Origin of the sequence: Amycolatopsis sp. CA-126428 (assembly GCF_002904335.1) — a bacterium.
Taxonomy (GTDB): Bacteria; Actinomycetota; Actinomycetes; order Mycobacteriales; family Pseudonocardiaceae; genus Amycolatopsis.
Window position 1 is genome coordinate 1 of sequence record NZ_PPHF01000168.1, and the last position, 14,114, is coordinate 14,114.

15 protein-coding genes are annotated in these 14,114 nt (G+C 70.7%); 6 read left to right on the forward strand and 9 right to left on the reverse strand.

Features of this window, described 5'->3' with window-relative positions; all coding sequences use genetic code 11:
* Positions 1 to 432: 432 nt before the first annotated feature.
* Positions 433 to 1,728, reverse strand: a complete 1,296-nt coding sequence (locus C2L58_RS43985) for an MFS transporter (protein WP_103343560.1) — start codon at positions 1,726 to 1,728, stop codon at positions 433 to 435.
* A 53-nt stretch (positions 1,729 to 1,781) separates the two neighbouring features.
* On the opposite strand from C2L58_RS43985, the gene C2L58_RS43990 reads away from it, so the two are divergent.
* Positions 1,782 to 2,516: an AraC family transcriptional regulator gene (locus C2L58_RS43990; RefSeq protein WP_103343561.1), complete on the forward strand. Its 735-nt coding sequence runs from the start codon at positions 1,782 to 1,784 to the stop codon at positions 2,514 to 2,516.
* A 203-nt stretch (positions 2,517 to 2,719) separates the two neighbouring features.
* Here the strand turns inward: C2L58_RS43990 and C2L58_RS43995 are convergent, their stop codons facing one another.
* Positions 2,720 to 3,016, reverse strand: coding sequence for a DUF1330 domain-containing protein (locus C2L58_RS43995; protein ID WP_103343572.1), 297 nt, complete (start codon positions 3,014 to 3,016; stop codon positions 2,720 to 2,722).
* Positions 3,017 to 3,128: 112 nt separating this feature from the next.
* On the opposite strand from C2L58_RS43995, the gene C2L58_RS44000 reads away from it, so the two are divergent.
* Positions 3,129 to 4,238 (forward strand): class I SAM-dependent methyltransferase, encoded by a 1,110-nt coding sequence (locus C2L58_RS44000; RefSeq protein ID WP_233226268.1) that lies wholly within the window; start codon positions 3,129 to 3,131, stop codon positions 4,236 to 4,238.
* 293 nt (positions 4,239 to 4,531) lie between these two features.
* Positions 4,532 to 4,756, forward strand: a complete 225-nt coding sequence (locus C2L58_RS44005; RefSeq protein ID WP_103343563.1) for a hypothetical protein — start codon at positions 4,532 to 4,534, stop codon at positions 4,754 to 4,756.
* Here the strand turns inward: C2L58_RS44005 and C2L58_RS44010 are convergent.
* From C2L58_RS44010 to C2L58_RS44025, 4 genes are read right to left on the reverse strand one after another with little or no spacing between them, the layout of a single operon-like run.
* Positions 4,746 to 5,651 carry a DUF1963 domain-containing protein gene (locus C2L58_RS44010; RefSeq protein ID WP_103343564.1) on the reverse strand — a complete coding sequence of 302 codons (906 nt, stop codon included), beginning with the start codon at positions 5,649 to 5,651 and terminating at the stop codon, positions 4,746 to 4,748. The genes C2L58_RS44005 and C2L58_RS44010 overlap by 11 nt on opposite strands.
* Positions 5,652 to 5,711: 60 nt before the next feature.
* On the reverse strand, positions 5,712 to 7,010 hold the full coding sequence (locus C2L58_RS44015; RefSeq protein WP_103343565.1) for an NAD(P)/FAD-dependent oxidoreductase: 1,299 nt from the start codon (positions 7,008 to 7,010) through the stop codon (positions 5,712 to 5,714).
* On the reverse strand, positions 7,000 to 7,854 hold the full coding sequence (locus C2L58_RS44020) for an alpha/beta hydrolase (RefSeq protein ID WP_103343566.1): 855 nt from the start codon (positions 7,852 to 7,854) through the stop codon (positions 7,000 to 7,002). The genes C2L58_RS44015 and C2L58_RS44020 overlap by 11 nt, the downstream gene beginning before the upstream one ends.
* Entirely contained in the window at positions 7,851 to 9,077 is a 1,227-nt protein-coding gene (locus C2L58_RS44025) for a metal-dependent hydrolase family protein (protein ID WP_103343567.1), read from the reverse strand. Before C2L58_RS44025 ends, C2L58_RS44020 begins: the two co-directional genes overlap by 4 nt.
* An 80-nt stretch (positions 9,078 to 9,157) precedes the next feature.
* Between C2L58_RS44025 and C2L58_RS50125 the strand changes: the two genes are divergently transcribed.
* Complete coding sequence (locus C2L58_RS50125; RefSeq protein WP_103343568.1) at positions 9,158 to 9,724, forward strand: TetR/AcrR family transcriptional regulator; 567 nt, start codon at positions 9,158 to 9,160, stop codon at positions 9,722 to 9,724.
* Positions 9,725 to 9,793: 69 nt separating this feature from the next.
* Here C2L58_RS50125 and C2L58_RS44035 read toward each other — a convergent pair whose 3' ends face one another.
* Positions 9,794 to 9,973: a hypothetical protein gene (locus C2L58_RS44035; RefSeq protein ID WP_103343569.1), complete on the reverse strand. Its 180-nt coding sequence runs from the start codon at positions 9,971 to 9,973 to the stop codon at positions 9,794 to 9,796.
* A 308-nt stretch (positions 9,974 to 10,281) separates the two neighbouring features.
* On the opposite strand from C2L58_RS44035, the gene C2L58_RS44040 reads away from it, so the two are divergent.
* Positions 10,282 to 10,644 carry a YciI family protein gene (locus C2L58_RS44040; RefSeq protein WP_103343570.1) on the forward strand — a complete coding sequence of 121 codons (363 nt, stop codon included), beginning with the start codon at positions 10,282 to 10,284 and terminating at the stop codon, positions 10,642 to 10,644.
* A gap of 4 nt (positions 10,645 to 10,648) precedes the next feature.
* Positions 10,649 to 11,890 (forward strand): RNA polymerase sigma factor, encoded by a 1,242-nt coding sequence (locus C2L58_RS44045; RefSeq protein WP_199191722.1) that lies wholly within the window; start codon positions 10,649 to 10,651, stop codon positions 11,888 to 11,890.
* A gap of 4 nt (positions 11,891 to 11,894) precedes the next feature.
* Here the strand turns inward: C2L58_RS44045 and C2L58_RS44050 are convergent, their stop codons facing one another.
* Positions 11,895 to 13,328: a glycoside hydrolase family 43 protein gene (locus tag C2L58_RS44050; RefSeq protein WP_103343571.1), complete on the reverse strand. Its 1,434-nt coding sequence runs from the start codon at positions 13,326 to 13,328 to the stop codon at positions 11,895 to 11,897.
* 68 nt (positions 13,329 to 13,396) lie between these two features.
* Positions 13,397 to 14,114 (reverse strand): DUF1996 domain-containing protein (locus C2L58_RS44055; protein ID WP_146073795.1); only part of this gene is annotated, 718 nt, incomplete at its 5' end.

Sequence of the window (14,114 nt, forward strand, 5' to 3'; positions counted from 1 at the left end):
ACGATCAGCCTGTCGAGCCTGCCCGGGCTCGGTGACAGATAACGAGACCTGCACCAGACCCGGGGCGCATCAGTGCTGCAAGGAAGGCTTGAACGTCACTCATCGCGAGATCTGTTCCACTCCGGAAGAGATGCTCGCAGCCGGCCGAATCCCCCTTGCGTAGTCGGCGGCTTGGCGTTCACACCGCCATTGTGTTCACCGGCTCCGTCCCGACGCGTGCCAATTTTTCACACGCGCCCAGCAACACACGACGACGGGCTGAGCTGACCATCTCCGGGAGACGCCGAGCATCTGCGCCACCGGTGACACTGGCCGCCTGCACCACCGGCTCGCTGATGGCACCGTCCACGGAGCTCGCCACTCCATCCGGCGGCACATCCGCATCGCCGGGCATCGGATCAGTATCTCCCCATCACCCGCACTCTGAGGGCATCACCCACTGCCTGCCCCGAACGGAGGATTCGACGACTGGCTTTCCCCGCCCGATTTTTCGCCCGGCGTGTAGCGCCAGAACGACCTCGCCAGAACCGCGCCGATCAGGACGAGGATCGCGCAGGTCAGTGCGGTCGCCGACCAGGCCACGGTCAGGGGGAGCGCCGAGGCCATGATGCCGGCGCGGAGGTCGCCGAGGCGGGGGCCGCCGGTTACGACGACCGTGTACACGCCCTGTAGGCGGCCGCGCAGGTGGTCGGGGACGGCTGTCTGCAGGATCGTCTGGCGGTACACCGCGCTGACGAGGTCGGCCGCGCCCGCGACGATGAGCAGCGTGACCGCTAGCCACAGGGTGGGGGCGAGCCCGGCCAGCGCGACGGCTCCGGCCCAGACCACCACCGCCGCGGTGAGGGCGGCTCCTTGGCGCCGCACCCGGCCGATCCAGCCGCTGGACAGGCCGGCGAGCACCGAGCCGATCGCGATCGCTGAGTAGAGCAGGCCGATTCCGCCGTGCCAGCGCGTCTCGGCCGCTTGGGGGAACAGCGCGGTCGGCATGGCCAGCACCATCGCGGCGATGTCGACCACGAAGGACATCAGCAGGACCTGGCGGCCGGCGAGGAAACGCAGGCCGTCGAGGACCGAGCGCAGGCCGGGGCGGCCGAGGGGCGCCGCCGGCGGCAAGGGCGGGAGCCGGAAGGTGGCGTAGAGCGCGGCGGTGAACAGCACCGCGTCGGCGCCGTAGGCGTAGCGGAATCCGTTCGGGACGCCGAGGAGGACACCCGCGACGAGCGGGCCCAGGACCTGTCCGACCGTCGAGGCGGTGTAGTTCAGCGAGTTGGCCGCGGGCACCAGATCCGGGGTGACGAGGGCCGGGACGATGGCGCCGCGGACCGCGGACGACACCGCGAAACCGCCGGACTGCACCGCGACGAGCGCGAGGATCAGCGGCACGGACCGGAGCCCGGCCACCGCCTGGGCGAACAGCGCGAGCGTGACCGTCCAGGTGAGCGCCGAGGAAACCAGGTACAGGCGCCGCCGGTCCACGGCGTCGGCGATCGCGCCGCCGTAGAGCCCGAACACCAGGATCGGGACGAGCCCGGCCAGCCCGGCGAGACCGACGTCGAACGACGAGTGCGACAGGTCGTAGATCTGCACCGGCACGGCGACTTCGGTCACCACCGTCCCGACCACCGCGGCGCCCTGGCCGAAGAAAGTACGGCGGAACACGGGATTCGCCAGCGGCCGGACGTCCACGGCGATCCGGCGGAGGCGGTTCTTCGGAGCGCTGGTCGTCATGCGCTCACGTTCGCAGCCACCGCCGGACCGCACTTCCGATATTCTGTCGACTTGTGTCAGAAAACCGCCACGAGCACGCGGCCGGCCATGTCATCGAGCGGCACCGGCACGACGAGCACCAGCTGGTGTACGTCATCGGGGGCGTGCTCGCGGTCCGCACCGACCGCGGCGCGTGGGTCGCCTGCGCCGACCGGGCCGTCTGGATGCCCGCCGGCACCTGGCACGAACACCGCGTCTACGGCGCTTCCGAGGTGCTCACGCTGATGTTCCCGAGCCACGACGCGCCGTTGGACGGCACCGCGCCCGCGGTCATCGCCGTCAGCGCGCTGCTGCGCGAACTCCTCATCGCCGCCACTGAACCCGGCCTCGGTGCCGCCGAGGCCGACCGGCTCCACCTGGTGCTCCGCGACCGCCTGCGCCGCGCCCAGGACCGGCCGCTGACCCTGCCCGTGGCCCGCGACCCCCGCTTGGCCCACGCGTGCCGGCTCGTCACCGAAGACCTCAGCCGGCCCCGCACGACGGCGTGGCTGGCCCGGCGCACCGGGACCAGCGAGCGCACGCTGTCCCGGCTGTTCCGCGACGAGTTCGGGACCACCTATCCGCAGTGGCGCACCACGACCCGCGTGTTCCACGCGATGATCCAGCTCGCGGAGGGCGCCAGCGTCACCCGGACCGCGCACCGGTGCGGCTGGGCCACGCCGAGCGCGTTCGTCGAAACGTTCACCCGCACCATGGGGCGGACACCCGGCTCCTACCGGGCCACGCAGCCTCGGCGTCCGGCACCGTGAGCTTCACGGCTCGATCTCCAGCGCGGCGAGGTGCTCACCGTCCACAGTGAACTGGAACCGCAGGTCGGCGACGCGGCCGGGGAAGCGTCGTGGTTAGGTGTACCGGCCCGTCGCCGACCCTACGGCCGCCTCGGCCCGCGCGACAACCCGGACCCGGCGGCCTGGCGAACGGAGATCGGCTGGCTCGCGTCGTCGCCCGTCGGTCAGTCGATGCCTTCGACGATGCGGAAGTCGCGTTCGAAGCCGTCGGGGAGGGCGGCCAGCGCCTTCCGGTAAGCCTCGCTCTCGTAGGCCGCGACGGCCTGGTCGAAGCTGTCGAACTCGATCAGGACGACGCGTTCCGTGATTCCGGCTTCGTGGGCGACGACCCGGCCGCCGCCGCGGGCCAGGGTGCGCCCGCCGCCGGCTTGGACGGCCTGACGGGCCAGTTTGTTGTAGGCAGTCAGAACCTCCGGGTCGGAAATGGCGGGGTAGACACTGACCCAGTAGCCCTTGGCCACGGAAACCTCCTGTGTACAGCCGGACACGTCCGGCTTCGCAGTGTTCTGACTGTCGATCGCATCGTCAACCTCCAGGAACAGCCGCCGGCGCGCCACATTCGTCCGTTCGAAGGTGCCCGTCCGGGTGGCGCGCGCACTAGGATCCGCCTCCATGATCGAGGACGACGCGCCAGCCGATCCGGTCGCCTCGCGCCGCCCGGCCTATCTGGCGGACCTGGCCGGCGGTGTGGATCGGTTCTTCGAGCCTCGCCGCACCAGCTGTCCGTGGTGTGGCTCCGACGCCCTTCGTGGCCGGTTGCGCACGACCGACCTGCTGCTGCACAAGCCGGGCCGGTTCGGGCTCGACGAATGCCGGGACTGCGGGCACGTTTTCCAGAACCCCCGGCTGAACCCGGCCGGGCTCGAGTTCTACTACCGGGACTGCTACGACGGGCTCGGCGAAAAGAACATGTCCGGGATGTTCGAAAGCAACCGGGCGGGATATCGCTCCCGGGCCGAGCTGGCCCGGGACATCGGCGCATCGGGTGAGTGGCTCGACGTCGGCATGGGACACGGGCATTTCTGCAAGGAAGCCGCCGCGGTGCTGCCCGGTGTCAAGTTCGACGGTCTCGACCTCGGCGAAGGGGTGGAGCTGGCGCGCCGGGAGGGCTGGATCCGCACCGGCTATCGGGGCTTCTTCGTGGACTTGGCCGAGGAGCTCGTGGGCCGCTACGACGTGGTCAGCATGTATCACTACCTGGAGCACACCGCGGAACCGAAGCGAGAGCTGGCGGCCGCGATGACGGTGTTGCGGCCAGGTGGGTTGCTGGCGATCGAGCTGCCCGATCCGGAATGCCGCTGGGCGAAGCTGCTCGGCCGGTGGTGGATGCCCTGGCTGCAACCCCAGCACCTGAACCTGATGCCGATCGGCAACCTCCGCGCGGAGCTCGCGGACCGCGGGTTCACGGTGGTCGCCGAGCAGCGTGCCGAGCCACATGACCCGATCGACGTGCTGGCCGCCGCGATCATGGCAGTCAACGCCTTGACCATTGCCGGGGAGGATCTTGCGTGGCGGGACGCGCCGCCGGCGCGGTGGCGGCGGATCCTGCGCAAGGCCACGTTCATCGTGTGCGTGCCGTTGTTCGTCCTGGCCTCGGTGGCGGACCGGATCAGCGCGCCCTTCGGCCGGCGGCGCGGGTGGTCCAACGCGTATCGGGTGGTGGCCCGCCGGGATGCCGTGTAGCGCGCGTTGTCGGGGTGCGGTTCGGTCGAGGAGTTTGAAGATCGTGCGGGCGAGGGCGTCGTTGCTGAAACGCAGATGACGCCGACGGCGACTTGCTCTCGTACGGTGGGCTCGATCGGATGGCAGATACGGCGGCGGATGTCTGACCAGGTGGAAAACAAGGTCACCGGCTCGGATGCCGACCTGGTGGTGCAGGTCGGCAAGGTCGAGGGAAACGTCGTCATCTCGACACACCAGGGCGGCACCGGTGCGTCATCGGTTCGCCCGACAGCCGGGAAGAACACGAGAAGTCGTTGCGCCGAGGTGGCCGCGAGGGCCAGGCCGCGGGCTTCCGCACCTTGTCCACTACGACGACCGAGCTGCACACGTGGACGACCGGAATCTTCGCCGACAACTTCTACGCGATCCTTCACCTCAGCGCCCGTGACCCCGGCCCAGCCCGAGAACCCAAGAAGCACATCACCGCGGACGCGATGTCCGGCACCACCGGGCATACCGAGCACTCGGCTACTCCGTGAACATCGTCAGCGACCGAACTCGGTCGAAGCGTCGGGCGGCCAGGTCCTCGTGGCGGATCAGGAAGCGGCCGACGTGTACCTGGTCCTCCAGCTGGAACTGGGCCAGCGGTATCCACTCGCTCATCAGCCGGGTGGTCTCCTCCTCCACGAGCCGGTCGCGGTCCGGCACGTCACGCGCGATCGAGTCCTCCGCCATGCCGTACTCGGCGTTTTCGCCGATGCCCAGCTCCATCGAAAAGCCGCCGAGGTAGAGGTCGGCGCCCGTTGTCACCTGCGGCCAGAGCTCCTTGAACACGGTGCGGAGATCTTCGAGGTGGGTGGTGTCGCCAACCTGCCGCTGGACGACGTCCGACTCGAACTCGAGGTTCCCGGGTTCGTCGAACCAGCCCGGCATCTCCGGCTGCACCAGCGCGACCAGGTCGGACCGCGGCCGGAGGAAATCCGATTCGAACCAGTCGTCGTCGTGGGGCGGTGGCTGTTCCACCTGCACGGTGGCTGAGGCCGCCGGAATGTGGACGACCCGGGCGAACTCCTGCTCGTCGTGCGCGTGCAGAGCGTGCTCGTGCGCCAAGAAGAACAGGAGCGACCCGTCCGCCGGGAGCTCGAGGCCGTCGGCCCGCGGCAGCTTCGCGCAGTCGAGCGAGGCGATGAACGGCAGCGGCAACCGGCCCAGGCCGCTGATGTCGGTGTGCGGCCATTCCGCGCCGGCCGGCAGGCGGGGCAACCCGCCGTTCTGACCGGCCACGCCGCCGTGCCGCTCGGCCGATCCGATGCCGTACCGGTTCGCGGTGCACACCCAGATCGCCGCCCGGAGAAAGCGGCCGATCCGGTCGGCCGCTCCGGCCGGGATGCCGCGCTCGATCGCCGTGCTCCGAAACTGTTCGAGATGGTTCATGGCCGAGCACTCTCGCACATCCGCCGCCATGTCCGGCGCCCTGGCCGATCGAGTTGCGGCTCAGCCCAGCACCGTGCCCGAGTTCGCGGTGTTCCGGTTGCGCTTGCGGGAAAACGCACCCAGGTCGATCTCCAGGCCGGTGCGCGGGGCCCGGAACCGGACGGGCACCGCGTCGTGGTCGGCGCCGTTTTCCACCTGGTTGATCAGCTCCGTCATCAGCTGGCCCACGACCGGTGCGTTCTTGAACTGGTTGCCGCTCGTGCCGATCGCGACGTAGAAGCCCTCGAGCTCGGTGCGGTCGTAGATCGGCGTCCAATCGTCGGCGACGTCGTACACGCCCACCACACCGCGTGCCCGGTTCGGCACCGCCAGGTTGGGCAACCGCCGCGCGGCCCGCGTCACCTGAGCCTCGAAGACCGCGGCCGTCGGGTGGATGTCGATGGTGTCCGGGTCGTCGGTCCACTGCAGCGGATCGCACTCCGGTTCCGTTCCGCCGACGAGCAGGCCTCCTCCTGTTTCACCGCGGAAATAGGTGCCCAGATCCATGTCCGCCACCACCGGCCCGCCATAGCCTTCCCGGACCGGCACGTGCGCCACTTCCTGCCGCATCGGGCGCACCCCGACCGTGAAGCCGGAACCCACGCCGGCCAGCCGGTTCAGCGCGCCCGACCACGGGCCGGCCGCGTTGACCACGACGGCACAGGGAATCCGGGTGCCGTCCGACAGCCGCACCGACGTCACGCGGCCGCCGGCCTTCTCCACCGCGGTCACCGTGCTGCGGAAGCGAAATTCCGCTCCGTACGCCGAGGCCGCGGCGGCGAGGTTCACCGCGGCGAGGCTCGGGTCCGAGACGTAACCGGCATCCGGGGTGTACACGCCACCGAGCGAGGTTTTGGCGTCCTCCCAGAATTCCTCGTCGTCGAGCCGCTTCGGCGGCCAATAGCGGCCGGCGTCGATACCCGGGACGCGCTCGGCCAAGGTCGCGCTGTCCCATTCCTCGTAGGGGACACCGATCTCGTCGAACAACGGAAGCCATGACGCACGCGGCGCTGCATCGACGTCGAGCATGACCAGCCCGCTCTTGCGGAACACCGCGAGGTCGCCGACGTCGTGGCCGAGGTGGCCGGCCCAGTCGAGCCAGCCGAAGTGCGCCTCCCACGCCGTCGCCACCCCGGCGGTGGTGGAGAAGTTGAACCGGACGACCGCACTCGATGCCGAGGTCGAACCCTGACCGGCCCCGGGGGCCCGATCGAGCACGATCACCCGGCGCCCCGCCCGCGCCAGCTCGAGGGCGATCGACGCACCGATCACCCCGGCCCCGATCACGACCACCTCGGCACTCGAGCGCTCACCGGGCACGGCAGGTCCTGAGGTAGCTGAGGAACGAGGCCTGCAGGCCGGTCACGTGCGTTTCGCGCAGGACCGCGCTGGTGACGGCGCCGCCGCCGGCGGTCAGGCGGTGCAGGACGGTGGCCGCGTTCTTCGCGAGGTTCTGGTAGACGGCCAGGTCGCCGAGAAGCTCCTGGTCGTTGACGGTCAGGTGAAGCTTGGCAGCGGGCAGGCTGTCGCCCATTTTCTCGAGCATCGCGAAGACCTGGCTGTCTTCACCGACGACACCGGGGCTGCCCGCTCCGATGCTCTCGAAGAGCGTGCTGTCCGTGAGCCAGGTGTAGAGGCTGAAGAGCCCGCCGTAGGAGTAGCCGAAGAGGCCGTGACCGCTCGCGGCGGTGCCGTAGTCGCGTTCGATCCGCGGGTGCAGTTCCGCGGTGAGGAAGGCCAGGAACGCATCGGCCCGGGTGTCCTTCAATTCGGCGAGGTAGGCGTCGGCTTCCTCGCGGGTCATCGCGCCCGACCGGATTCCCGTCTCCACGGCGTCGACGAACTCCTGGGCGATGGGCTCGCCGGGCGGCACGAGGTCCCGGTTGCGCAGCCGTGCCCAGTGCTGCGCGTCCTCGCCCGCGTAGCCGACGCTGACCTGGATGTAGGGCCGGATCTGCAGCATGGGGTCTTTCTGGGTGACGATGAGCGGGGCCGTCATGCCCACGGCCCAGTTGCCGTCGAGCACGTACACGGCCGGCGCCGGCGTCGTGGCGGGGTCGTAGCCCGGTGGCGTGGTGACCCAGACGCCGTAGTCGTGCCCGCCGCCGGACCGCAGCTCGAAGTAGTCGGTGTCGGCGAGGCAGCCCTGCCACATGGTGCTCATCGGAGGTCCTTCACAATTCGGCCGGCCTGGATGACGAGGACGGCATGGGCGGGATCAGCGAACAGCTCCGGGTCTTCGACCGGGTTGCCGTTCCACAACACGAGGTCGGCCTGCGCGCCGGGAGCGATGACCCCGGCCTGGCCGGCCAGGCCGAGGATCTCGGCGTTGGTCTTGGTGGCCGCCACGAGAGCGTCCATCGGTGTTTCGAGCTTCGCGCGCAGCCTGAGTTCTTCGCCTCGACGGTCCTGGGCCGGGCCGATGAGATCGGAGCCCAGCCCGATCCGGACCCCGGCCTCCTTGGCGACCGCGAGCGCTTCGGTCATCCGCTCGCGAACACCCAGCACCCGATCGCGGGTCGATGCGTCGAGGCCCGCGCCGGCGGTGTCGTGCAGCAGTTGCTCGACGACGGCGAACGTGGGCACGAGGGCGACGTCGTGAGCGGCCATCAGGGTGGCGGTGGGTTCATCGAGGTCGGTGCCGTGCTCGACACAGCGCACCCCGGCCTCGACCGCGTTCCGGATGCCGTCGTTGTTGTGGGCGTGCACCGTCACGTAGGTGCCCCGCGCCGCGGCTTCCTGGACCGCGACGGCGATTTCCTCGACGGTGAACTGGGTGTCGGTCAGCCGGTCGTGCGCGCCGACCACGCCGCCGGTCACGCAGAGCTTGAGGAAGGAGGCTCCGCGGCGGAAGGCCTCGCGCACGTTGTGCCGCAGCTCGTCCGCGTTGCCGGACATCATGGACAGCGCGCACAGGCCGGGGAGGTGATGGCTGCTCCACAGTTCGGTGGGTTCCCACTCGGCTCCGTAGTAGCCGTGCCCGCCGAGCTGGCACTGGACCGGCCCGCACGAGAGCACGCGCGGCCCTCTGACCTTGCCTTTCGCGATCGTGGTGACGAGGCCGCCGTCGACGCCGCCGGTGTCCCGGACGGTGGTGAAGCCGGCGTCGAGCGTCGCGCCGGCGGTGGCGAAGATGTCCGCCGCGAGCTCGGCGGCGCTGATCCGGAACGAGAACTGCGGCTGGATCGGGCTCGACAGGCCCAAGTGGACGTGCGCGTCGATCAGGCCGGGCGTCATCGTCAGGCCGCCGGCATCGAGGCGCTCGCCGTGGGCGCCGGAGGCGCCGACCTGGGTGATGTACCCGTCTTCGATGCTGACGTCGACGTCGACCGGGTCGCGACCCGATCCGTCGACGACCGTCGCACCGACCACTTGAGACCGTGCCACGCGTCGTTCCCTCCACTGGTGCCGGCTGCGACCATGGGTGAGCAACACGGCGCTTCTTTTCCAATGGATAAACTGTGGGAGTGATCCTGTCAAGCACGGAACGCAACGGCGACGCCCGCGAGCGGCTCCTGGCCCGGCTTCTCGACGCCTTCGACGAGGGCCTTCCTTCGCCGGAGGTGTCGCTGCGTGAGATCGCCACCAGGGCCGAGACCAGTCACGCCCTGTTGCGATACCACTTCGGGTCACTCACGGGTGTCTTGGCGGCCATGCTCGAGGCCCAGCGATCTCGTGACAACGAGTCACTGCTCGAGGTCGCCCGGCAAGGCTCCTTCGACGACCTCGTCGTGGCGATCTGGCGGGCCTACACGTGCCCGGAGCAGCTGTCGAGGGTCCGCGGGTTCTTCCACGTCGTCGGACTGGCCGCGTACAGCCCGGAGGACTTTCGCGAGTTCATCGACTCGCTCGACGACCTGACCAAGATGCTGGCCTCGCTGGCGGAACGCGAAGGGCTCGATGCCCAGGAAGCGCTGACGTTGGCCACGGTCACCATTGCCGCGATGCGTGGCCTGCTTCTGCAGAAGGTGCTGACGCCGGCAGTCCACTCGGAGGACGCGGTCGCCTTGATCCTGCGCATGCGCAAAGGCTGATCCGGTCCACGGACACGCCCGGGGCTTGAGCGGGTGGCCGGTTTCGCCGCCACCTGGGGCCTCTCGCTGCTACCTCTCCCCGCCAAGTGCCGCCTGATATTCCTCCGCCTGGTCCGGCCTCAGGAGCCGCGACACCCGCACCAGCACGCCGCCCTTCACGTAGTCGTGTTCGCCGACCGCGGGCAGTCCCTTCGCGATCGACTGGATTAAGTCCATTCGCGCCTTCGCTCCGGCCTCGTCCGCGTACACCTCGACGGAGCTGCCGCGTTCTACCGCGTCCTCATCCAGGTACTCGACGTCGTCGGCTTGGACGCGCGAGTCCGAGAACGCTTTCTTCGACGTGTAGCCGTTCGGCCGGCGGCGACCACGACCGGATGATGCCGACGGAGAACACCCACGACCTGGCCCGCCGTCGACACGGCCTTGGAGTTCCTCGCGCGGTAACCCCCCGGCCGGGGTGCGGGAAAATATCTTCGGGGGCGTGTCGATCCGCGAGCCGCCCGTTCGACCAGAGGGCGCACGGGCCGGAGCCGGCCCGGCGGACGAGGAGAACCGAGATGGCGAAGTACCTGCTGATCATGCGGGGCACCGACGAGTCGAACGCCGCCATGATGGCGAACATCGACGAAATGATGGCCACCAGCCGCCAGTTCATCGACGACCTGTTCAAGTCCGGTGTCTACGTGGCGGCCGAAGGGCTGGACGACCCCGCGAAGGGCGTCGTCGTCGACTTCGGCGGGGAGACGCCCGTGGTCACCGATGGGCCCTACGGGGAGACCAAGGAACTCTTCGGCGGCTTCTTCCTGATCGACGTCGCCTCGAAGGAAGAGGCGGTCGAGTGGGCCAAGCGGGTTCCCGCGGCTCCGGGGGCCAAGGTCGAGGTGCGGCGGGTGCCCGGCAGCGACGAGACCCCGCACTGAGCCGATGAGCACCCCCGACGTGGAAGCCGTCTGGCGGATCGAGTCGGCGCGGATCGTGGCCGCGCTGACCCGGTTCACCGGGGATTTCGGGCTGGCGGAGGACGCCGCCCAGGAGGCGGTGGCCGAGGCGCTGGTGTCGTGGCCGCTCGACCCGCCCGCCGATCCGGCCGGCTGGCTGATGGCCACCGCCCGGCGGCGGGCGATCGACGCGATCCGCCGCCGGGTCGCCCTCCGGGACCGCTACGCCGTGCTGGCGACCGATCCGGCCGTCGGCGCGGCGGCCGGGCCGGTGGCCGGCGAAGACGCCGACCCCGACCGGATCGACGACGACGTGCTCGCGCTGATGTTCGTCAGCTGCCACCCGGTGCTCTCGCCCGAGGCCCGGGTGGCGCTGACGCTGCGGGTCGTCGCCGGCCTGTCGAGCCAGGAGATCGCCCGGGCGTTCCTGGTTCCCGTGCCGACCGTGCAGGCCCGCATCACTCGCGGCAAGAAGACGATCGCGGCGGCCGGGGTGCCGTTCGAGCTGCCGCCGGCCGCCGAGCGCCGAGAGCGGCTGGGCGGCGTGCTCAGCGTCCTCTACGTGATCTTCACCGAGGGGTCGACGGCCACTTCGGGTGACCGGCTGGTGCGCCCGGAGGTGGCGTACGAGGCGATCCGGCTGGCCCGCACGCTGGCCGCGCTGCTGCCGGACGAGCCGGAGGTGCACGGCCTGCTCGCCTTGTGCGAGCTGACGGCCGCGCGCTTCCCGGCCCGGACCGCCTCCGACGGTTCGCCGGTCCTGCTCGAGGACCAGGACCGGCGCCGCTGGGACGTCTCGGCGATCCACCGCGGGCTGGCCGCACTGGCCGAGGCCGCGGCCGGCGGCGGCCTCGGCCCGTACGGCCTGCAGGCCGCGATCGCGGCCACGCACGCGGCGGCGCCGTCGGTCGAGGCGACCGACTGGGAGCGGATCGTCGTCCTCTACGAGGCGTTGGGCCGGGTCGCGCCCTCGCCGGTGGTCGAGCTCAACCGGGCCGTCGCCGTGGCCATGGCTTCGGGACCGGAGCAGGCGCTGGCCATCGTGGACGAACTGGTCGTCGCCGACCGGCTCGGCGGTTCGCACCTGGTCCCGACCGTGCGCGGCGAACTGCTCGCCCGCCTCGGCCGGCGCCCGGAGGCGCGCGCCGAGCTGGAGCTGGCCGCCCGGCTGTGCGCCAACGAGCGGGAACGCGCGGTCCTGCTGCGCAAGGCGGCCGAGCTGGGCTGAGCGCTCAAGCCCTGTCGGTCGTGTAGCGGAATCCGCGCAGGGTCACGGTTCCGCCGAGGACGCGCACGCCGATCATGCGGCCCGTGAAGCCGGCCGCGACCTCCGTGGACAGGTACCGTCCGTCGAACGAACCCAGGACGTCCGCCTGGCCGTCGCCGGCCAGGACGGACAGCTCGATGAGGTCCGGCTCGGTGATCTCCCGGAACGGCCCCGAAACCGGCGGCTCGAGTGCCCGGATCCGCAGGGACACCAGGGAACCGGCCGCGACGGCCGTGACCGTCTGGACCGCTGGGCCGATCGCCACCGTCGCCGTCACCGTGGAGCCGTCCGCCGTGAGGCCGTACCAGTGGCGGTCGTCGATGCGGACGACGAAGGCGGCCGTGCCGCCGGAAACGTCGAGGTGCGCCACCGCTGTCCAGTACTCGTCCATGGCCCGGGTCAGCAGGAATCCACTGTGGACCAGTGCGCCCGAGCCGGTCCGGTGCACCACGGGCGGGGCGCCCGGAGCCACCCAGCGCGGGTGCAGCTCGGCGAAGTCGTCCTCGAAGCTGTGGTCCGCCGGCGGGACCGTGAACCGGTTTTCGTCGACGACGGGCCAGCCGTCGACCCAGTCCACGCCGGCCAGGAAGGTTTCGCGGCCGTTGACGTGGAACTGCGGGGTCTTGCCGCGCGGCCGGACGCCCAGGTGGACCATCGCCCAGCTGCCGTCGGCGCACTCGACCAGGTCGGCGTGCCCGGTGTTCTGCACCGGGTGCGTCGTGCTGCGGTGGGTCAGGATCGGGTTCGTGGGCGCCGGTTCGTACGGGCCCGCCAAGCTGCGGGCGCGGGCGACGGTGACGGCGTGGCCGCGTTCGGTGCCGCCTTCGGCGAGCAGCAGGTACCACCAGCCGTCGACGCGGTACAGGTGCGGGCCCTCCGGCGCCGCCAGGCCGGTGCCGTTCCACAGCAGCCGCGGCTCGCCGAGCACCGCTCCCGTGGCCGGGTCGACCGGCACGCTCGCGATGCCCCGCAGCTCCGGCCGGAACGATGCCCAGGTGAGGTGGCAGACGCCGGTGTCGTCCCAGCAGAGGTCCGGGTCGATGCCGTCGGTGCCGGGCACGTGCACCGGGTCGGACCACGGCCCGGCCGGGTCCTCGGCGGTCACGATCAGCTGCCCCCGGCCGGCTTCGAGGATGTTCGTGGTGACGAGGTGGAACCGGCCGTCGCGGTGGCGCAGGGTCGGCGCGTAGATGCCGGTGTTCGCGGCGCCCTCGCTCGGCGGCAGCTGGCTCGGCCGGGTCAGCGCGTGGCCCACGAGCTCCCAGGAGACGAGGTCGGTGCTGCGCCGGATCGGGACGCCCGGCACGTACTCGAAGCTCGAATTCGCCAGGTAGTACGTGCCGCCGACCCGGCAGATCGACGGGTCGGGGTGGAATCCCGGAACGATCGGGACCGTCATCGGTGGCTCCTCACGGGTGCCCGCCGCGGGGATGGCGGCGGCGGGCACCCGTGCCGGGGTGCCCGGGGTCAGGCGTTGCAGGTCTTGTTGCGGTTGATGCAGTTGACGAGCTGGTTCATGATGCTCTGCGACATCACGTTGGCGAAGTCGTCGTGGTCCGACAAGGGGTTGTGCTTTTCGGACGGGAACGAGTCCACTTTGTACTGCTTCTTGACCTGGATGTCGTGCGGGATGTCGTAGACGAGGGTGGTCCGCAGCTCCGGTACCGCTTTGAACCCGGCGGCGCAGCGGCCGTTCTTGTCCGGGAACACGATGTGGGTGCGGTGGTTGGCGCTGTCGGTGTTCTTGCCGTCCCAGCAGCTCGGGAAGTCGTGGATCCGCTCCACCTTGCTGCCCTCGGGGCAGATCGGGTACTTGTCGGTCAGCCGGTTTTCGAAGCCCGTGCAGGTCCACGCGGCCCGGGTGTTCTTGGCGCCGTTGATGGAGGGCTTGGCGTCCCCGGTGAGGGCGCGCAGGAACTTCGGCATCGCGACGACCTGGCCGGCCGCGCTGCCGCGGAAGGTGATCCCGACCTTCGCCGGGCGCTGGATCGCGCCGTCGTTTTCCGGCAGCTCGTTGTTGGCGTCCGGGCCGGGCAGCGGCGGTGTCGCCGTCGCACCGCCGTTGTTCCCGTTGTTGCCGCCGTTGCCGCCGCCCTGGCCGAGGCTGCAGGGCGCGAGGGCGTCGAGGCCCTGGGGTTTGGCGGCGGTGCGGCCGATGGCGATGGCCATCCGGTCGATGGTGGCG